This window comes from Mesorhizobium sanjuanii, from assembly GCF_002529485.1.
Lineage (GTDB): Bacteria > Pseudomonadota > Alphaproteobacteria > Rhizobiales > Rhizobiaceae > Mesorhizobium > Mesorhizobium sanjuanii.
Map to the genome: position 1 here is coordinate 1 of NZ_NWQG01000175.1, position 19,847 is coordinate 19,847.

At 62.0% G+C, this 19,847-nt stretch carries 17 protein-coding genes, 1 pseudogene and 1 riboswitch; of the genes and pseudogenes, 12 read left to right on the forward strand and 6 right to left on the reverse strand.

Going from position 1 to position 19,847, the window contains the following annotated elements:
• From CN311_RS23755 to CN311_RS23765, 3 genes are all read right to left on the reverse strand, one after another.
• Nucleotides 1-301: TCP-1/cpn60 chaperonin family protein (locus tag CN311_RS23755; RefSeq protein WP_280954049.1), on the reverse strand; the 301-nt coding region annotated here is incomplete at its 3' end.
• A 63-nt stretch (nucleotides 302-364) separates the two neighbouring features.
• Nucleotides 365-661 (reverse strand): co-chaperone GroES, encoded by a 297-nt coding sequence (groES, locus tag CN311_RS23760; protein ID WP_006203049.1) that lies wholly within the window; start codon nucleotides 659-661, stop codon nucleotides 365-367.
• 162 nt (nucleotides 662-823) lie between these two features.
• Nucleotides 824-1,597 carry a class I SAM-dependent methyltransferase gene (locus CN311_RS23765; protein ID WP_245440928.1) on the reverse strand — a complete coding sequence of 258 codons (774 nt, stop codon included), beginning with the start codon at nucleotides 1,595-1,597 and terminating at the stop codon, nucleotides 824-826.
• 3 nt (nucleotides 1,598-1,600) lie between these two features.
• Here CN311_RS23765 and CN311_RS23770 point away from each other — a divergent pair, with 3 nt between their 5' ends.
• The 9 genes from CN311_RS23770 (at nucleotide 1,601) to CN311_RS23810 (ending at nucleotide 13,506) form a co-directional block, all read left to right on the forward strand.
• A complete protein-coding gene (locus CN311_RS23770) occupies nucleotides 1,601-2,569 on the forward strand; it encodes an ATP-grasp domain-containing protein (RefSeq protein WP_245440929.1) in 969 nt (322 codons plus the stop codon).
• A gap of 87 nt (nucleotides 2,570-2,656) precedes the next feature.
• The gene (locus tag CN311_RS23775; RefSeq protein ID WP_097576123.1) at nucleotides 2,657-3,595 is read left to right on the forward strand and encodes a bifunctional helix-turn-helix transcriptional regulator/GNAT family N-acetyltransferase; all 939 of its coding nucleotides are present in this window, start codon (nucleotides 2,657-2,659) and stop codon (nucleotides 3,593-3,595) included.
• A gap of 181 nt (nucleotides 3,596-3,776) precedes the next feature.
• A riboswitch (cobalamin riboswitch) is annotated at nucleotides 3,777-3,987 on the forward strand.
• 204 nt (nucleotides 3,988-4,191) lie between these two features.
• Nucleotides 4,192-5,016: an ABC transporter ATP-binding protein gene (locus tag CN311_RS23780; RefSeq protein WP_097576124.1), complete on the forward strand. Its 825-nt coding sequence runs from the start codon at nucleotides 4,192-4,194 to the stop codon at nucleotides 5,014-5,016.
• A complete protein-coding gene (locus CN311_RS23785) occupies nucleotides 5,013-5,960 on the forward strand; it encodes an ABC transporter substrate-binding protein (protein ID WP_097576125.1) in 948 nt (315 codons plus the stop codon). Before CN311_RS23780 ends, CN311_RS23785 begins: the two co-directional genes overlap by 4 nt.
• Before the next feature lie 50 nt (nucleotides 5,961-6,010).
• Complete coding sequence (locus CN311_RS23790) at nucleotides 6,011-6,976, forward strand: FecCD family ABC transporter permease (RefSeq protein WP_097576126.1); 966 nt, start codon at nucleotides 6,011-6,013, stop codon at nucleotides 6,974-6,976.
• Nucleotides 6,977-7,131: 155 nt separating this feature from the next.
• A complete protein-coding gene (locus CN311_RS23795) occupies nucleotides 7,132-7,608 on the forward strand; it encodes a MarR family winged helix-turn-helix transcriptional regulator (protein WP_097576127.1) in 477 nt (158 codons plus the stop codon).
• Nucleotides 7,605-8,780: an HlyD family secretion protein gene (locus CN311_RS23800; RefSeq protein ID WP_097576128.1), complete on the forward strand. Its 1,176-nt coding sequence runs from the start codon at nucleotides 7,605-7,607 to the stop codon at nucleotides 8,778-8,780. Before CN311_RS23795 ends, CN311_RS23800 begins: the two co-directional genes overlap by 4 nt.
• 302 nt (nucleotides 8,781-9,082) lie before the next feature.
• Nucleotides 9,083-10,618 (forward strand): DHA2 family efflux MFS transporter permease subunit, encoded by a 1,536-nt coding sequence (locus CN311_RS23805; protein ID WP_097576129.1) that lies wholly within the window; start codon nucleotides 9,083-9,085, stop codon nucleotides 10,616-10,618.
• A gap of 203 nt (nucleotides 10,619-10,821) precedes the next feature.
• Nucleotides 10,822-13,506, forward strand: a complete 2,685-nt coding sequence (locus tag CN311_RS23810) for an EAL domain-containing protein (protein ID WP_097576130.1) — start codon at nucleotides 10,822-10,824, stop codon at nucleotides 13,504-13,506.
• Between the two features lie 22 nt (nucleotides 13,507-13,528).
• Here the strand turns inward: CN311_RS23810 and CN311_RS23815 are convergent, their stop codons facing one another.
• Both CN311_RS23815 and CN311_RS23820 read right to left on the reverse strand, forming a co-directional pair.
• A complete protein-coding gene (locus tag CN311_RS23815) occupies nucleotides 13,529-14,041 on the reverse strand; it encodes a CAP domain-containing protein (protein ID WP_097576131.1) in 513 nt (170 codons plus the stop codon).
• Between the two features lie 173 nt (nucleotides 14,042-14,214).
• Nucleotides 14,215-14,577 carry a winged helix-turn-helix transcriptional regulator gene (locus tag CN311_RS23820; RefSeq protein ID WP_097576132.1) on the reverse strand — a complete coding sequence of 121 codons (363 nt, stop codon included), beginning with the start codon at nucleotides 14,575-14,577 and terminating at the stop codon, nucleotides 14,215-14,217.
• A 113-nt stretch (nucleotides 14,578-14,690) separates the two neighbouring features.
• Between CN311_RS23820 and CN311_RS23825 the strand changes: the two genes are divergently transcribed.
• Both CN311_RS23825 and CN311_RS23830 read left to right on the forward strand, forming a co-directional pair.
• Nucleotides 14,691-15,395, forward strand: coding sequence for a glutathione S-transferase family protein (locus CN311_RS23825; protein WP_097576133.1), 705 nt, complete (start codon nucleotides 14,691-14,693; stop codon nucleotides 15,393-15,395).
• 216 nt (nucleotides 15,396-15,611) lie between these two features.
• Nucleotides 15,612-16,429 (forward strand): annotated as a pseudogene (locus tag CN311_RS23830) (DUF2189 domain-containing protein).
• Nucleotides 16,430-16,666: 237 nt separating this feature from the next.
• Here CN311_RS23830 and CN311_RS23835 read toward each other — a convergent pair.
• Nucleotides 16,667-18,616 (reverse strand): TadE/TadG family type IV pilus assembly protein, encoded by a 1,950-nt coding sequence (locus tag CN311_RS23835; protein ID WP_097576134.1) that lies wholly within the window; start codon nucleotides 18,614-18,616, stop codon nucleotides 16,667-16,669.
• Between the two features lie 315 nt (nucleotides 18,617-18,931).
• Between CN311_RS23835 and CN311_RS23840 the strand changes: the two genes are divergently transcribed.
• Nucleotides 18,932-19,792 (forward strand): TIGR01459 family HAD-type hydrolase, encoded by an 861-nt coding sequence (locus CN311_RS23840; protein ID WP_165779819.1) that lies wholly within the window; start codon nucleotides 18,932-18,934, stop codon nucleotides 19,790-19,792.
• Nucleotides 19,793-19,847 lie beyond the last annotated feature (55 nt).

Genomic DNA, 19,847 nt, shown 5'->3' on the forward strand with positions numbered 1-19,847 from the left:
GAACGATCGACTGCGCCAGAACGGTCGCGGTCGTGGTGCCGTCGCCGGCGATGTCATTGGTCTTCGAAGCGACTTCGCGGACCATCTGCGCGCCCATGTTCTCGAACTTGTCCTCAAGCTCGATTTCCTTGGCGACGGTGACGCCGTCCTTGGTGATGCGCGGAGCGCCGAACGACTTGTCGATGACGACGTTGCGGCCCTTGGGGCCGAGCGTGACCTTCACCGCGTCGGCGAGGATGTTGACGCCGCGCAGCATGCGCTCACGGGCATCGCGGGAGAATTTTACGTCTTTGGCAGCCATGTTTAGCTCCTGGCAGGGGCTTGGATTAAGCCCGAAGATTCAAGTTGAACGTGAGGCCGATATTCAGCCGATGATGCCCATGATGTCGGATTCCTTCATGATCAGAAGGTCTTCGCCATTGAGCTTGACTTCGGTGCCCGACCACTTGCCGAACAGGATGCGGTCGCCGGCCTTGACGTCCAGAGGGACGAGCTTGCCGGCTTCGTCGCGGGCGCCGGAGCCGACGGCGATGATTTCGCCTTCCTGCGGCTTTTCCTTCGCCGTATCCGGGATGATGATCCCGCCGGCGGTCTTGGATTCGGATTCGACCCGGCGTACGACCACGCGGTCATGAAGCGGGCGGAACTTCGACTTTGCCATTTTTTCTTCCTCGAATGAGACTGGTGAGAACAGTTCCTCCATCCGGCGGTGCCGGACATGTGGTTAGCACTCACCAAAGGCGAGTGCTAACGTGGCGCTGAAATAGGCTGGCGGCATGCGAGAGTCAAGGCGCTCGTGAGCCGATCGACGCCGAAGAAGATCCTATTTGTGCTTTGTCGATTGCTTCGGCGATCCAAGCACCAGAAGCGGGCACCGTTCCGCCAGCGGATAGGAGCCGCTCGGCACGATGCGCACGTCGTCGAACCAGACATTCGCCTCATCGACCAGCATGGCCAGCTTTGCGAAACTGTAGCTCGTGTCGGAGCCAGCGTAGACGTCGATTGTGTTGATCGACGCGATGCTCCATCCCGTCCGGGCGGCAAGTGCCTCGCGATCGGGGAACAGGCGGTCGAACGTGTCACGGATCGTCCGTACCTCGATTGCGCAGTCGGAGCCGCCGGTCGTGCACGCCATCGCGATCCGCCATTTGAGCGCGTGGAAATTCTCGATGCCGCCAGCCAGAACCTGGGCTTCGATGCCCGGCAAGTCCTCGGTCATCTCCGGGCTGGCGAAAACGCGGATCGCTGCGCGCCTGCCGGGCTTCAACACCCTTGCGATTTCGCCAAGCAGCGTATCGCGGGCCATCTTGGAGTCGACGGCCGACAGGCAGCCGTCGCCTATGACCGCATCGGCACTTGCGCTGCCAACGGGCAGATCCAGCCAATTGCCGGCCACCGCCCTGCGCGAGGCATTGTCGCCGGCCCATACGCCGGAAATCATGGCCGCCGACTGATCGATCGCCAGCATCGATCTGCCCAGCACGGCCAGTTCGGGCGTCACTCCCAGGAGGAGAACGTCGGCGTCGGCCAGATCAAGCTCGCGCTCGAATATTGCAACCGTTTCCGGGGGCGGCCGAAGCGGCGCGTCCAGAAGCATCCAATGACGATGATAATTGTCCCAATGATTTGTCATTCAAGTCGATTGCAAAACGAGAATTCTGGCTTTGATATTAGCCATCGCTTAATGGAAATCGGTAGGCAAGCTAAAAGGGCGGCTGTGGCGCGTATCGTCGTGATAACTCATGAACATGACAGGTTCCAGAGCGGTCGCGACATCCTGCTGCGCAGGGACAGTCCGTACATGCTTTTCGATGTTCTGGCGGAACTGAAAAGACGCGGCCACTCGGTGCGGATCGAGCAAGGTCTGTCGAAGACATCCAGCGCCGACATCGCCGTTCTGCATGTCGATGCGACGATAACGCCCGCGGACTATCTCGACTATGCCCGCAGTTTTCCATTCTGCCTCAATGTCGCGACGGCCGACATTTCCAAACGACGGGTCAGCGAAGCGTTGCTGAACCGGGGAGACGCCTGGCAAGGTCCGGTCATTGTCAAAAGCAATCTCAACAATCAGGGCATTCCGGAGAGATTCCTCAATCGGCGAGCGCAGCGCGCAAGCAAGCAGCTACCGTTTCCGGAGGTGCCGACACTGCAGCCTTATGAGGTCTATGATTCCCTAGGCGATGTTCCCGATGGCGTCTTCGAGCGCGACGATCTGGTCGTGGACAAGTTCATTCCGGAAAAGGAACCTGATGGTTTTGCGGCGCGGTTCTGGGTATTTTGCGGAGAGAGCGAACGCTGCACCCGCTACGTCTCGCCGAATGCCCTGGTCAAGGCGTCCGAAACGATCCGCCGCGAACCGGTGCCTGTTCCCCAGGAAATGCGTGCGCTGCGACACGAGCTTGGCTTCGACTACGGCAAGTTCGATTTCGTCATGCATGAGGGCAGGGCCGTGCTGCTGGATGCCAACAAGACCCCTGGCCGGCCGAAAAACCTCGTGAAAATGTTTGCGGCCGGCGCCGCTCATCTGGCCGATGGTTTCGAGGGGCTGATCCGGCAATTAAGATAATCGTCCACATCGCGATGTTCTGGCCCCGTCCCCAGATACTTGACTAGGTCAAATAATTGATTGATCCTGTGCGGACAGGAGGATCCCATGACGATTCATCATTACTCCGGCAACGAACGGATCGATGCGGTGCGGGCCTTCAATCGCTTCTACACCCGTCAGATCGGGCTGCTCGATGAAGGGTGGCTGAAAAGCGCCTTCTCGCTGACCGAGGCACGGGTGCTTTACGAACTGGCGCATCGCGATGGCCTGACCGCCACCGATCTTGCGCGCGATCTCGGCCTCGATCCCGGCTATCTCAGCCGGCTGCTGAAGAAGTTCGAGGAACGCGGCCTAGTGGAGCGCGCCGCGATAGAAGCCGATGCGCGGCGTTCGTCGATCGCACTGACACCGGCCGGGCGGCGGGCCTTCGCGCCGCTGAACCGGGATTCGCACGATCAGGTGGCCGCCTTGCTCGATCGGTTGGCGGCATCGGACCAGGACAGGCTGGTCAAGGCCATGCAGACGGTGCAGCGCCTGCTGGGCGGCGACAGTGCCGAGCCGAAGGTGCCCTATCTGCTGCGACCCTTGCAGGTCGGCGATGTCGGCTGGATCGTGCGCCGCCAGGGTCTCATCTACGCGCAGGATTATGGCTGGGACGAAACCTATGAGGCGCTGGTCGCCGAGATCCTCGGCGCTTTCGTGAAATCCTTCGATCCGAAATGGGAGCGCAGCTGGATCGCCGAACGGGAAGGCGAGGTGGTCGGCTCGGTCTTTCTCGTGCGCAAGTCGGATGAGGTGGCGAAGCTGCGCCTGCTCTATGTCGAACCTTCGGCGCGCGGCCTCGGCATCGGCAAGCGGCTGGTCGAGGAATGCATCGGCTTTGCCCGCGCCAAGGGCTACAGAACGCTGACCTTGTGGACCAACGACATTCTCGTCTCGGCACGCCGCATCTATGAGGCGGCGGGCTTCAAGCTTGCCGAGGAGGAACGCCACCATTCCTTCGGCAAGGATCTGGTCGGCCAGAACTGGAACCTGGAGCTATAGCGGGCTTCCCGCGGTCGGGCGCCTGCCCGCGGCGGACCTTTCATCGAGAAAAATCGAAACGAGAACGTTTGGCCGACCGGTTGACAGCACAAGCCGATGTTTGTTATGTAATATTATTACATACGATGTTCCGATGCCTGCAAGCGCAATCAAAAACCGTTGCGGCGCGGTCGGGGAAAATCTAGGCTGAAAGGACGATGGTTCCCCGAGTCGAAAGGCGAGGGGTGAAAAGGGAACACGGTGAGACCTGCTTTCGGGTCGAGGCCGTGGCTGCCCCCGCAACTGTAAGCGGCGAGCAACATCCGCAGAATGCCACTGGCCGGCAAGGCTGGGAAGGCAGGATGAAGCCGAGACCCGCGAGCCAGGAGACCTGCCATCAGCTGAGTTGACCGGACGGGGTGTGCCGGGAGGAGACGTAAGCCATCGGTCTGTCGTCCGATCGGCTGAGCTTCCTTCCGTCGCCAGTTGAGAAAGTGACGGAAGGTGAGCGTCTCAGAGACCATCCACTGCACCATTTTGTGCTTGCTTCGCCGCGATCCAACCGGCGGGGTTCCGACCCGTACGCCGGGTCCGCGCGATCCAATGGGGCGCCACCGGTGAGCGCGCTCCTTCTCGAAGCCCGCGACGTGACCGCGACAGCGAATGGCCGGAACCTGGTTGATGGCGTGAGCCTTTCCGTGTCGGCGGGCGAGCGTCTGGCCATTATCGGCCCCAATGGCGCCGGCAAGACCACGCTTTTGCGCATGCTGTGCGGCGCACTGCCGCCGAGTGCCGGTGAGGTGCGTCTGTCGGGGCGCCGTCTCGACAGGATCACGCCGGCCGAGCGGGCGCTTGGCATGGCGGTCGTCGGCCAGACCGACCAGCCCGATCCCAGGCTCGCCTTGATCGACTATGTCGAACTTGGCCGTGTTCCGCATGCCGGCTTCAGACGCAGGCTGGAAGAGCGCGACATCGTCGTCGAGGCGCTGCGCACAACGGGCCTGCTGCCGCTGCTTGGCCGCACCATCGGCGAGCTCTCAGGCGGCGAGCGCCAGCGCGCCCAACTGGCCCGCGCCATCGCCCAGGAGCCAAGAATCCTGTTCCTCGACGAGCCGACCAACCACCTCGATCCGCGTGCTCGCGGCGAGCTTCTCGAACTGGTCGCCGGTTTCGGCATGACCGTAGTGGCGGTGCTGCACGATCTCGCCCTGGTGGCGCCCTTCGCCACCAGGGTTGCGATGATGAACAACGCCCGGCTGCAAGTGCTGGCCGCACCGCACGACGCACTGACCCAAGAGTTGATCCGCGACGTGTTCGGCATCGATGTGTTCCGCCTGCGCCACCCGACCGAAGACCGCGAGCTTACCGTCTTCGACGTTCCCAACCGTGCGTCCTCGCCATCCGGACAAATTTCCCTGAACCCAAGGAGCAATACCCCGTGAAGCGCTTCGTCCTCTCGCTTGCCTTTTCGCTGCTGGCCTCGGCGGCCTTCGCCTTTCCGGTCACTGTCGACAGTTGCGGCAAGCCGCTGACCTTCGACGCGCCGCCCAGGCGCGCCGTCATCCAGGATCTCAACATGGCAGAGATGGCCTTCGCGCTGAAGCTGCAGCCCTCGATCGTCGGCCTGACCGGCATCACCGGCTGGTACAAGGTTGGCCCTGAATTCAAGGCCGAGCAAGGCTCGATCCCGGAGCTGGCGCCAAAATACCCGACGCTGGAAAACCTCGTAGCCGTCCAGCCCGATTTCTTCTTCGCCGGCTGGTATTACGGCATGAAGCCGGGCGGCGAGGTGACGCCCGACACGCTCGCCCCGCACGGCATCAAGACGCTGGTGCTGACGGAAAGCTGCGTCCATCTCGACAAGAACCGGGCCGCCGCCTCGATGGACCTGCTCTATGGCGACGTCGAAAAGCTGGGCAAGATCTTCGGCAAGGAGGCCGAGGCGCAAAAGCTTGTTTCGAGCTGGAAGGCGCAACTCGCGCAGATCACCGCGAAGGTCGGCGACCGCAAGGGCACGCGCGTCTTCCTCTATGATTCCGGCGAAGACAAACCCTTCACCGCGGGCAAGTTCGCGATCCCGAGCGCCATGATCGCTGCTGCCGGCGGCGACAACATCATGGCCGACATGGAGACAAGCTGGGGCAATACGGATTGGGAGACGGTGGCGTCACGCAATCCGCAATTCCTGATCCTGCTCGATTACCAGGACGGTGCCGGCTACAGGAAACTGCTTGATTTCCTGAAGGCCCACCCGGCGATGAAGGAAACCGACGCGGTCAAGAACGAGCGCTTCGTGGCGCTGCGCTATGCCGAACTGACGCCCGGACCCGCCAATGTCGAGGCGATCGCCAAGATCGCCAGGGCTATGCATCCGGAAGCGTTCTGAGTTTGCGCCACAAGGCATTCGGACTTTTCGTAATTGCGGGAGCGGCAGCAATGGCCGTTCTTGCGCTGTTGTCGATCGCCTATGGCTCGACGGTGATCTCGCTGGCGGACGTCGTTGGCGCGCTGGCGCATACGGCCGGACTGGACACGCATCCGGTCTCTGGACCGGTCGGCAAGATCGTCGTCGACCTCAGGCTGCCGCGCACGCTGCTGGCGATCGCGGTGGGCGCCGGCCTCGGCGTCGTCGGCGCGTTGCTGCAGACCGTGACGCGCAACGACCTCGCCGACCCGTTCCTGTTCGGCCTCTCCTCCGGTGCGGCCGCCGGCGCGGTGTCCGTCATCACCGTTTTCGGCGACAGTTTCGGCATCTGGACCTTGCCTATTGCCGCCTTCACCGGCGGCATGCTGGCCGCCGGCATTGTCCTTCTGCTGGTGTCGCGGGTAAGGGGGCAGGGCCCGGAACGATTGATCCTGGCCGGACTTGCCGTCTCCTTCATCTTCACCGCGCTCACCAACTATCTCGTCTTCGCCGGCGACCAGCGCGCCGCTCATTCGGTGCTGTTCTGGACCATGGGCGGGCTCGGGCTGGCGCGCTGGGACAATATCGGCATGGCCGCTCTTGGCGCGGCCATCATCCTCGCCTACGGCTTGTGGAACCACCGTAGGTTCGACGCCTTCCTCGCCGGCGAAAATGCCGCCGAAAGCCTCGGTGTGCCGGTGGCGCGCATGCGCCGCACGACCTTTCTCGTTGCAGCGCTTGCAACCGCGATCCTGGTCTCGGTCGCCGGCGTCATCGGCTTCGTCGGCCTGATGATCCCGCATCTGTGCCGGCCGCTCGCAGGTCCGTTGCATCTGCGTCTGATCGCAAGCTCGGCGCTGTTCGGGGCGGTGCTGCTTTTGGCCAGCGACCTCCTTGCACGCACGCTGCTGCCGCCGCAGGAACTGCCGATCGGCATCATCACCAGCTCGCTCGGCGCTGTCTTCGTCGTCACCATGCTTATTCGCAATCGCCTTTGATCTTTCACCGCCACAGGACCCCACTCAGGTCCAACCGCTCTGCCGTTAATGAATCACTAACCACGACCGCATCGCACGGCTGTCATGCAGGTTTGCGGGCTTCTGGCGCAACACGGCGTCTTGAATGATAAGCACGCTTATTATATATACCGCTTATGGTTTCCGACGGCATCGACAGATTGGGCTTTTTAATCCACGACGTGCAGCGCCTGATGCGCAAGCGCTTCGAGGCGCGCGCCAGCGGGCTCGGCCTTTCCTCGGCGCAATGGCGGCTTATGGTCCGCGTCGCCAAGGAAGAAGGCATCACGCAGGCGCGGCTCGCCGAGCTTCTCGAAATCGAGCCGATCAGCGTGTCGCGTCTGGTCGACCGCATGGAGGAGGGCGGCTGGATCGAGCGCCGTTCCGACGCCGCCGACCGCCGCGTCCGCATGATCTTTCCGACCGCGAAGGCGAGCGAGGCCTATGCCGAGGTCAAGAGCCTCGCTGGCGAAGTCTATGAAGTATCGCTGACCGGCGTGTCGCCGGAAGATCGCCGCGTCCTGATCAAGGCGCTGGAAGTGATGGTCGAGAACCTGACGGATGCCGAGGCGTCCTGCGGAAAAATCAAGAGTGCGGAAGGCGCAGCAGCATGAACGCGGTAGCCAAGATAAATAAGAATGTGGCCGAGCTGGAGATGGAAGCTCCCTCGCAGCCGGCGGCAAGCCCCGTGGCGGTCGCTCCGCCGGTAGCACCGGCGCCGGTGGCGCCGAAGAAGAAGCGCCGTGCCGGCCGTTTCCTTTTGATGGTTGCTCTGCCCGCCGCACTGATCGCCGGCGGCGCTTACGTCTGGGTGACCGGCGGCCGCTACCAGGAGACCGAGAACGCCAATCTCCAGCAGGCCAAGGTGTCGATCGCTTCGGATACGGCGGGCCGCATCGTCCAGGTCGATATCGCCGACAACCAGTCTGTCAAGCGGGGCGATGTGCTGTTCGCCATCGATCCCGAGCCCTATCGGATTGCGCTCGCCCAGGCCGACGCGGCGGTGGCCGGTGCGCGCCTCAATGTCGAGCAACTGCGCGCGGCCTATAGCCAGGCGGTGGCACAGGAGAAATCCGACACCAGCGAAGTCGGTTACGCGCAGTCGCAGTACGACCGCGCCGCCGACCTCGCGCGCAAGGGCATCAATGCCAAGTCTTCGCTGGATGAGGCCAGGAACGATCTCGACAAGGCCAAGCAGCAACTGGCTGTGGCCCAGCAGGGCATCGTCAGCGCCAAGGCTGCACTTGGCGGCAATCCCGATATCGAGACGGACAAGCATCCGACCGTGATGGCGGCACTCGCCGCGCGCGACAAGGCTGCCTACGATCTGGCGCAGACCACGGTCAAGGCGCCTGCCGACGGCGTCATCAGCCAGGCCTCGTCGTTCAAGGTCGGCCAGTATGTCGGCTCGGGCACGCCGCTGTTTTCGCTGGTCGAAACCGGCGACACCTGGATCGACGCCAATTTCAAGGAAACCCAGCTCACCCACATGAAGCCCGGCCAGAAGGCCGAGATCGTGGTTGACACCTATCCGGGCCGGACTTTCGAAGCCACGGTCAAGGCGATTGGCGCCGGCACGGGCGCCGAGTTCTCGCTGCTGCCCGCCCAGAACGCCACCGGCAACTGGGTCAAGGTCACCCAGCGCATCCCGGTGCGCCTGGAACTGACGGATGCCGACGCCAAGATGGCGCTGCGCACCGGCATGAGCGCGACAGTCACCGTGGATACCGGCGTTGCGCGCGGCTTTCCCAAGATCTTCGGCCACGCCACGGCGGGCGAGCACTAAACAGAATTACTCGCCATTTTGGCGCACTGAATGACAGGATTGGTCCGATGGAAGGTTGGCGAAGGGTTGAGGGTGTGAACCGGGCCACGTTGCGGCCTGGCCAAAACCCGGACAACCCGACGCGGGCCTTTTCGGTCCTCAGGTTTCCGGGCGGCGGGCATCCGCTCAATCGAGACGCTCGGTCGATGTAACCCCCACATCGATAAGTCGCGTCCCACCGCGATGAGGGTCTCCACACGGAAGGCCTCGCCGTCCGGAAACCTAGTGTACATTCTTTTGTTACCTGTCGGAAGTTCCGTATCATGAGCACGCCAGAACCGTTTCGCGAAGTACCGCATCGCGGCCTGATCACCGTTGCGCTCATGCTGGCGACGATCATGCAGGCGCTCGACACCACGATCGCCAACGTCGCGCTGCCGACCATGACCGGCGATCTTGGCGCCTCTCCCGACAACATCAACTGGGTGCTGACCTCCTACATCGTTGCCGCCGCCATAATGACGCCGGTGACCGGCTGGCTGGCGGACCGCTTCGGCCGCAAGGAACTGTTCCTGACGTCGGTGGTCGGCTTCACCATCTTCTCGATGCTGTGCGGCATCGCCTGGAGCCTGGAGACCATGGTCTTCTTCCGGCTCATGCAAGGCGTCTTCGGCGCGGCCATCGTGCCGCTGTCGCAGACCTTCCTGCTTGACATCAACCCGAAGGAGCGCCACGGCCAGGCCATGGCCATCTGGGGCGCCGGCATCATGCTGGGGCCGATCCTGGGCCCGACGCTCGGTGGCTGGCTGACCGAGAATTTCAACTGGCGCTGGGTGTTCTTCATCAACTTGCCGGTCGGCATCCTCGCCTTCCTTGGCATGGCCGCCTACTTGCCGGCCGTTGCAAGGCGGATACGCAGCTTCGATTTCTTCGGCTTCGCCATGATATCGCTCGGCGTTGGCGCGCTGCAGCTGATGCTGGATCGCGGCGGCGAGGTCGACTGGTTTTCCTCGGTCGAGATCTGGATCGAGCTCGGTCTTTCGCTGACCGGCTTCTGGGTGTTCATCATTCACACGATGACGGCTGAACATCCCTTCATCGACCCCAAGATCTTCCTCGACCGCAATTTCGTGACCGGGCTGGCGTTCATTTTCGTCATGGGCGTGCTCATCCTTGCGAGCATGTCGCTGCTGCCGCCAATGCTCGCGACCATCTTCGGCTATCCGACCATGACCATCGGTGTCGTCATAGGTCCCCGCGGCATCGGCACGATGGTTGCGATGCTCTTGGTCGGGCGGCTCATGACCAAGGTCGATGCCAGGATTCTCGTCGTCATCGGCTTCCTGCTCACCGCGCAGTCGCTCTACACCATGGCCAGCTTCACGCCGCAGATGGACAACTGGCTGATCCTCTCCTCCGGCGTCATCCAGGGCCTGGGAATGGGCATGGTGTTCGTGCCGCTGTCGACCGTGGCTTTCGCCACGCTCGACGCGCGCTTCCGCACCGATGCCACGGCGCTATTCAGCCTGGTGCGCAATCTTGGCTCGTCGATCGGCGTGTCGGTGGTGACGGTTCTCCTGGTGCGCAACACGCAGGTCAACCACAGCGAGCTCTCGACTTTTATCAATCCGTTCAATCCCAACCTCTGGGCGGTCTCGCCGGCCGCCGCGGGCGGCGATCCGACGGCGCTTTCGCAGGTGGATAGAATGGTCAATATCCAAGCGATGATGATCTCTTACGTCAACGACTTCAAGCTGCTGATGATGATGACGCTGTTTGCCGTCCCGTTTGTTTTCCTGCTGCGCAAGCCAAAGGCTGGTCCGGCCGCCGGTGGCGCACCCGCCGCGCATATGGATTGATGTCTGGCGCCGGCTGGACATACCGGCCGCGCCTTGGACGCCGGCAGGATTGACGATCTTCCACGGCAAGCCGGCGTCAGATGTCATGACTTCGAGTAAGTTGGTTCACCTGCCATTAGTACATCCTGACCAATATGCAGTTGCTTTGCGTGGCGAGCGAACCGTCATTGCTTGTTCCAGCCGCCAAACCGGGGGAGCGCTGTTTGGCCACGAAATCATCCAGGCAAGTTTCCGAGGCGCCAGAGTCAGTCAATCTTGCCGCGCTGGCAAAGCTGGCGACCGTTTCGTACGAAACCCTCGAAGGCGATCTCAGGGCCACGATCGCGACGCTGGAAGGACAGGCGCTGCGATTTGAGACGGCGATCGACAACATCTCGCAAGGAATCTGCTTTTTCGACGTCGATGAACGGCTGATCCTGTGCAACCGCCGCTATGCGGAAATCTACCGCATTGCGCCCGAGCAACTGCAGCCGGGTTTGATGTTGGCCGACATAGTCGATCTCCGCGTCGCCGCCGGGACATCCGCGATGGCCGCAGACGCCTATCTCGCTTTGGCCCGATCGGTCAATTCGGCCAACCATTCAAGGGTCTGGAGCAACGAGCTCACCGACGGTCGGACAATTCAGATTTGTCATCAGCCCATGGCCGACGGCAGCTGGGTGGCCACGCATGAGGATATCACGGAAATTATTGCCAACCGCCAGATCGTCGACGAGCGCATCTCGCTGCAAACGCTGATCGACTGGGTGCCGGATTATCTCTGGGTCAAGGACACGCAAAGCCGCTTCGTCGTGGTCAACAGGGCTCTTACAGCCGATAGCGGCCGCGAAAAGACCAGCGACATGATCGGCTTGACCGACTTCGATCTCCATGCGCCGGAACTTGCGCGAACGTTCCAAGCCGTCGAGCAGAACGTCCTGCGCAGCGGACGGCCGATGGTCGATGAGGAAGAGTTCGTCGTCGACGCGTCGGGCTCCGGCAAATGGCTTTCGTCGACGAAGGTGCCGTTGCGCAATGCCCAAAATGAGATCTTCGGTCTTGTTGGCATCGCCCATGACATCACCGCCCGCAAGCAAGCCGACGTTCTTCGAGACGGGCAGGCGCAGATCCTGGAAATGATCGCCATGAGCGCTCCTCTCGAAGAGGTGCTCACGCGCCTCATGCGCCTCGTCGAATCGCAGTTGACGGGAATATTCGGGTCGGTCTTGCTGCTCGACAAGGACGGCGTCCACTTGCGGCACGGCGCTGCGCCGAATTTGGCGAAAGACTACACGAGCGCCATCGACGGGGTCGCCATCGGCCCCAAGACCGGATCGTGCGGAACCGCCGTCTACCGGCGCGCGCCGGTCATTGTCACCGACATCATGGAGGATCCGCTTTGGGAAGACTATCGTGAACTGGCAAGCCCCTACGGCTATCGTTCGTGCTGGTCGACCCCGATCCTGTCACACCAGGGCGCAGTGCTGGGCGTCTTTGCCATGTATTCGATGACGGTGCGCGGACCGGTCGAGGCCGAGACCCGGCTCATCGATTTCACGACGCGTATTGCCGGGATCGCCATCGAGCGCAAGCTGGCCGAAGACCAGATACACTTCATGGCCAACCACGATGTGCTGACCGGGCTTCCCAATCGCGCCTTGCTGGAAGACCGGCTTTCGCAAGCGGTCCTCTATGCGCAACGATACGATCGCTGGGTGACGGTGCTGTTCATCGATCTGGACAATTTCAAGCTCGTCAACGACACGCTCGGCCACAATGCCGGAGACGAGCTCCTGAAGATTGTTGCCGGCCGCATGGTCGAATGCGTCAAGGCCACCGATACCGTCGTGCGGCTTGGCGGGGACGAATTCGTCATCGTTCTGTTCGACCAGCCGACGAACGCCGATCTCATCTCCGAGACCCTGCAAAAGATCCGGGCGTCGATTGCGGAGCCGGTCCACCTTGGCGAGCATCGGCTGAGGGCAACAGCCAGCATCGGCATTGCAAACTATCCCAAGGATGGAACAGATCCTGATATGCTGCTGGCCAATGCCGACGCAGCCATGTATCGCGCGAAAGAATTCGGCCGAGACAATTTCCAGTTCTACGCTCCCGAATTCAACATCAGGACGCAAGAGAAATTCGTGCTCCAGGAGGAATTGCGAAACGGGCTGGCCCGTTCCGAGTTCACGCTGCTCTATCAACCGCAGGTCGATCTTCGATCGGGGCAGGTCTTCGCGGTCGAAGCGTTGATACGCTGGAAACACCCCACGCGGGGCATGGTGGCGCCTGGCGCCTTCATTCCGACGGCCGAGGAGACAGGGTTGATCGTGCCGATCGGCGACTGGGTCTTGCACGAGGCCTGCCGGCAGAACAAGGAGTGGCAGGACGCGGGCCTGCCGTCCATGACCGTCTGCGTGAATGTGTCGGCACGGCAATTCAGGGAAAGGAACCTGATCGGCCGTGTCGTCGATGCGCTGAGGGCCAGCGGTCTGGAGGCCAGATATCTCGAGCTGGAAGTGACCGAGAGCCTTATCATGCAGGACATCGACGTGGCGGTCGCCACGATGAACGCACTGCAAAACCTGGGCGTTCAAATATCCATCGACGATTTCGGAACGGGCTATTCAAGCCTGAGTGCGCTCAAGACCTTTCCCGTTGCGCGGCTGAAGATCGACAAGTCCTTCATCAACGATCTCGCCACCGACGAGAATGATCAGGCTGTCGCCAGCGCCGTGATTTCGTTAGGTCAGAAGCTCAATCTGAGGGTCATTGCCGAGGGCGTTGAAACAGACCATCAGGTGGCCTTCCTGCGCGAGAACAACTGCGATGAAATGCAGGGCTATCATTTCAGCAAGCCGATCTCGGCGCGGGACATCGAGAAATTGCTCGGCGGTCCCAAAGACTAGCGGCAGGTGGCGGCAGAACGTACTATGCCCCCAGTACCAGGCACCAATAGCGGATCGCGCCGTCGCGCCCGTCGCGTACATAGGCGAGGCCGAAGCGGCTGAAATCCGGATCGAGCATGTTGCGGCGGTGGCCGGCCGAATGCATCCAGACGTCGAACACTTTCTGCTGGTCGAAGCGGCCCTCGGCGATGTTCTCGGCCGCGGCGCCCCGCACCCCGTTGCCTTTCATGCGTGAGGCGAAATCCTTGCTCCAGCCCGTGGTGTGGCTCATGCGCGCCCGTGACGCCATGTAGCCGGCCTGCTGGAGAGCCGCCTGTTCGAGTTGTGCGTCTGCAACCAGCGCCGGCAGCCCGGCAGACGCACGGATTCCGGCCAATATCGCCGTGGCCGAGGACGACACACCTGCGCCTTCGCCGACCGGCACTGAGACGGTGCTGCAGGCGGCGATGCCGGCGAGCGCGGCAAGGCCGACACCCGTCAGCAGCGTGCGCCGGTTCAAGTTTGCTTGTTGATTCTCGATTTTCGCAAGGGTCATGCTTGCCTGACATAGTCGCGATCATGGCTTTTGCCGGGCAGGGCGGCGAAAATGTCAGTCGAACCGATGGTTCTAGAGCATCGGACCCAAAAGTGGGAACCGGTTTTGGGAAAATCCGATGCTCAAACAAAAAGATAGAGCGGCGGCACGGTTAGACTTGAAAGTCCGCCGCTCTAGGCGGCTGTATCGAGATTTGCTTCCGAGGTCGGAGGACGGTTGATTCGATCGTCTTCTGTATGTTCCCACCAGGCGCCCAAGGCATCGATCAGCGGCACAAGCTTGCGGCCAGGCGCTGTGAGGTCGTAATCGACGCGTAGCGGATAGCCCGGATGCGCCGTTCGCCGCACAATCCCAGCTTCCTCAAGTTTGCGCAGCTCCAGCGCCAGAATGCGGTGCGACACGGTCGGGTTGTCGCGTCTGAGTTCGCTGAACCGCTTGGTCCCGTCCTGCAGATAGTAGAGCAGCAGGGTCGGCCAGCGCCCGCTGAGCACACGCATGGTCTCTTCGATCGGGCAGCGCGAGACGACATCTTTCATGGGGACCTGTAGCGGGCTTGGTTACAGAATAGTGCGTAATTTACATGGGGCGACCAGCGTTTAGGGTCAAGTTTCGCTGCGCGGCGTGATCCCTAAATCATGGAAGAGAAAAAATGGAACCTATCCTCCTTTATGGCTTCCCGGCGGGAAGTTCGATGGGGCTCGTCGCTGCCTTCGAACGCGTCGGACAACCTTACCGCCTGTGTCGCGTCGACATGCTCACCGAGATGAAGAACGATGCCTATGCCAGCATCAACGGCCGTCAGGAAACGCCGGTTTTGATCACTGACAGGGGCAGGGTGCTCACCGAGACCATGGCGATTGCCGCATGGCTCGAAGCCCGCGACGGTGAGCGCCGCGTCAGCTTCGACCCTAGCTCGCCGGAAGCCGACCGGATGCACCAGTTGATGGCCTTCGTGAACACCGGCTTCACTGCTGCCTTCAGTCCGCTCTGGGTGGCATTTGAAATGACGGCGGACGAACCAGCGCTGAAGGCGATCTTATGCGACTTCGGTCGCAAGGCCGTTACCGAACGCCACGACAAGCTCGAGGCCATGATCGCCGAGACCGACTTTCTGGTCGGCGACCGGCTGACACTGGCAGATACCACGTTGATCGGCGTGGCACGTTGGGCGGAATTCCATCAGGCGGTCGACGCAGCCGCCTATCCAAAGCTGGCTGGACTGCGCCGCCGCATCGAAGCTGATCCGGCCGTACTTTACGCACAAGCTATCGAGGACGGTGAAAACCCCGCTGGTTCAGGCGCCTGCCTCGGCCACGTCCCGCTGGCCGAGGTGATCGATCGCTTCGCTGCCTAGCCTTTGTCATGCATCTCAGCCGCGCGGCGCCAAGGTATGGCGCGCCGCGCGGAACTGCTCGATGGCGGCGCTGGAAATCTATAACCGGATTTACCATCGCGACCATCGACTTGGCGACAATCACGCTTAAATCGACTATCATGGTGCTTGTATGAGAAGTGGCAGCTACGGGCGGCCATCCAGGCGGTGACCGCCCCGACACACGGGAGGAAGGTTATGGCCGGCTTTCATGTCATGGCGGACGCGCGTGGAATGCACGTGCAGCCCACGGTACGCCGCATCACCAGCGCGGACCTCTGGGATGCGCTGCGGCTCGGCGCCGACGATTTCTGGGCCAAGCCCTCGCACTACGTGTTCCTGTGCCTGATCTCGTCGGCCTGATCCTGACGCGGTGGACTTCCGGTTCCAACGCCATCCAACTCATCTATCCCTTGATGTCGGGCTTTGCTCTGGTCGGTCCGTTTGCCGCTATCGGCCTCTACGAGATCAGCCGTCGGCGCGAGCTCGGCATGAACACCGACTGGCGGCATGCGCTGGATGTGCGCCGCTCGCCGGCGCTGCCGGCGATCGCGGCGATCGGCATCATGCTGCTCGCTTTGTTCCTGCTGTGGCTGTATACGGCCCAGGCGATCTATACCGGCCTGTTCGGCGACCAGCCGCCGGCCTCGATCGGCGCCTTCATCCGCGAGGTTCTGACGACCAGCAAGGGGTGGACGCTGATCCTGCTTGGCAATGCAGCCGGCTTCGTCTTTGCGGTGGTTGTGCTGGCAACGACTGTCATCGCCTTTCCGCTGCTGCTCGACCGCGACGTCGGCGCCGTCTCGGCAATCGAGACTTCGGCGCGCGCGGTGATGGCAAATCCGCTGCAGATGGCGCTGTGGGGCTTGACCGTCGCCGTGCTGCTGGTCATCGGCTCGATCCCGCTGTTTGCCGGGCTCGCCGTCGTCATGCCGATCCTCGGCCACGCGACCTGGCATCTGTATCGCAGGGTGGTCGAGCCGGAACGGGCGCAGCAGATAAGGCGTCCCATGTAGACTACAGCGCCGCGCGTCCCTTGGAGGCGCAAGGGACGCTGTAGCCCTTTGATTTGGCGCATGATCCTTTCCGAAAATCGATTCCGGCTTTCGGGGTCATGCGCGGCGCTTGCGTCACCGCTGCGCGTCGGTCGCCATCTTGCGCGCCAGCGCGATCAGCACCGTCCCATCATCCAGCGTGGATCACGCCGTGGCTTTGTCCCGCCAGCCTGTCATTTCCGGGCGACAGCCCGCCGCTCAGCCGACGATGCGCAGGTTGGACAATTCATTGGCGATTTCCTTGAAATTGTCCGACAGCGTTGCGCCGGTCGCGTTCCAGAACAGCTTGGCTGGCTTGGTCGGATCGGTCGCATCCTTGCGGAAGCGCGAGTCCGATGAACATTTCTTCAGCGCGTCGAGCGCATTCTTGTCGTCGGTTGCCGACAGGTCGAGCGCCACGGTCATGACGAGAATGTTCGAATTCTTCGCATTGGTGCAAAGGGTCTGCATTTGCTCGTCCAGCGCGGCGGTGTAATTGCCGCTGGTATAGGTGGTCTTGCCGACATTGTTGCTTGTGTTCATGAACAGCCGGGTCACGCTTCCCGACCCCGGATATGTCAAGCCGGTATAGCCGTAAGCAGCGTAGGTCGACCTGTTGTTGGCATAGTTGCTGTCGCTGACGGCGCTGTAGGTGTTGGCGCCATCGGTCAGGACGATGACCACCTTGTCATTGCCTCTTTCGCTGTTGGGCCGCCCTTGCGTGAACGGTTCGTTGCTCGACACCGTCCGCCACCCCCAGGCCAGGCCCTCAGGCACATTGGTGTTGCCGTTCGGCGCCATGGCGTCGATGGCGTCCTCGATCTCCCGTTTCTGCGCGTCCTGGCTGACGTCCTTCAACAGTGTGATCGGGTTGGTCGTGCAGGAAGAATTCGGACCATCGCCCGCGGCTGCCGATTTCGAGCCGTAAGGCTTGACCAGGAAATACTTGCGCATATCCGACTGCCGTTGCGCGGCGGTCGGATCGGCGCCGTAGGGCCAGTCGGCCCACCAGTTGTTGCCGTAATTATAGGAAAGGGCGGTGACATCATCGACGCCATCACGATTGAAATCGCGCCACAGCGTGCCGGCTTCGTCGGGCGCGAACATCGGCACGAACAGCGTGGCCGGAGTTGCGGTATCCGGCGTCGTGTCGTCGTCATTGTACGGATACGGCCTCGCCTCCACGCAGCCCTGCCAGCTCGCATAGCGGCTGGTGGTGTAGATGTACTCCGGGGTGGTCCAATGGCCGCTCCTGCAAGTGCCGTTTCTCCTGTAATCGTCGCAGATATATTGCTTGGTGTTGGGCACCTCTTCGCGGCCGGATTCGACCGTCATGTCGGCGTACAGGCTGAAGCGCGTCAGCGGCTGGTTTTCAGTGTCGCCCCAGCCGGCGCCGCGCTTGTACCAGACGCCGCCGATCTTCTCCGCGTATTTGGCTGGATCGTTGGCCGCACTCATCGTCGTCCAGTCGAAATCCTCATGCTGGATCGGCGAGATGCCGTCCTGATCCATCCAGCTGTCTTGGTCATGCGTGGGGCCGACATTGACCGAGGCGGCGAATGGCACGAGAGAGAACTGCACCGGTTTGCTGATCTGCTTCATCTGCTGCGCCTGCAGCGCCAGCGTTCCGACAAGCTGCTTGGCGGCCGCCTTCAGCAGGTCTATCCGCTTCTGGCCGGTGCCGGAGCCGAGGTAGTCCATCGAGCCGGAATTGTCGAGCACGAGGGCAACTTCCAGCGTGTTCTTGAGGCGGACGTCCGAGCACGCCGTGTAGGTTGCATCCTTGGTGGTCCCGCCGATCAGCATTCCGGCGGCCGGCAGGAAATAGGGATGGTAGGTCATGACGCTGCAGAGCTTCAGCGTGCCGCCGCCGGCATTGTTGTTGGGCAAGGTGACCGTAAGCACCGTATCCGCCGGATCGACGTAGCCGAGATTGGCTTCGAAGAAATTCTTGGCATAGGCCTTGGCATCGCTGTCGCTGGCGCCGGAGACGATCTGCTGAGCGGTGGCGATGCCAGCGGCGTCCAGGGCGTTGAGCGCGTCCTGCTTCTGGCGAAGCATTTGCGAATAGTCGATGCTGAGTGCCAGCCCGCCCATCAGCGGCACCATGGTTATGACCGTCATCAGCGCGTAGTTGCCGCGCCGATCCCGCCAGAATTTGCCCAACATTTCCTTGATTGCCCCAGCAAGCCCCAGTTATTGCGGAACAGTGCCATGGATCACTAAATTTCAGATTGCTAAAATATATCCAAGATGAGCTCATCTTTTCAAAGTCGGTTAACTATTTTCCCGACCCGGCGCTTGGCCGTTCCTGGTCCGGCGCGGGGGAGGCGGTTGCTTTTGAATGGACGGGAGCGTTCATGTCGACGCCAGCCGCCATTGGCGAAAGCTGGTGACAGGGCTGAGAGCTTCGGCTAATCCAGACCCGGCTGCGGCGGACCGTCGGTTGCGGCTCCTGCAAACATCATGACCTGGGAAAGTGATATGGCGCATTCGCCCGACATCATCGGCTCGCTCGCGGATTTGTCGGGAGCCTATGCCGCTATCCTTTGCGATGTCTGGGGCGTGGTCCACAATGGCGAATGGCATTTCCCCGCCGCGGCCGAGGCGCTGGCCACCGCGCGCGCGATGAAAATGCCCGTGGTTCTCATCACCAACTCGCCGCGCCGAAGCGCCGACGTGGTGACGCAGATGAACGCGATCGGCGTTCCGGCCGCCGCCTATGATCGTGTCGTCACCTCCGGTGACGTGACCCGCGACCTGATTGCGGAGGGTCCGCGAAAGATCTTCCATATCGGCGCTGACCGCGATTTCACGCTCTATGACGGTCTCGACGTCGATCTGGTCGAGGAGTTCGAGGCCTCCGGCGTGGTCTGCACCGGCCTGTTCGACGACGAGGTGGAAAAGCCGGAAGACTATTCCGATCTCCTGCGGCGACTCCGCGCCAGGAACTTGCCCTTCATCTGCGCCAATCCCGATATCTGGGTCGAGCGCGGCGAGCGCAAGATCTGGTGCGCGGGGGCGCTCGCCCGCGACTATGCCCAGCTTGGCGGGCGCACGCTGATCGCCGGAAAGCCTTTTGCACCGGTCTATGATGTCGCGCTGAGGGAGGTCGCCGAATTGCTCGGCCGCCCGGTCGAGCGCTCGGAAGTACTGGCCATAGGCGATGGCATGATGACCGATATCAAGGGCGCTGCCGACAATGGCTTCGATGTGCTCTACGTATCGGGCGGCATCCACGCCCGCGACTATGGCGATCCGCTGCAGCCGGATCCGGCCAGGCTCGCCGACTTTCTGGAAAAGCATGGCTACCAGCCGGTCGCGGTCATTCCGAAACTGCAGTAGGCCCGAGACTACAATAGGGCCGAGACTACAATAGGGTCGTTGCCATGGAAGCCTC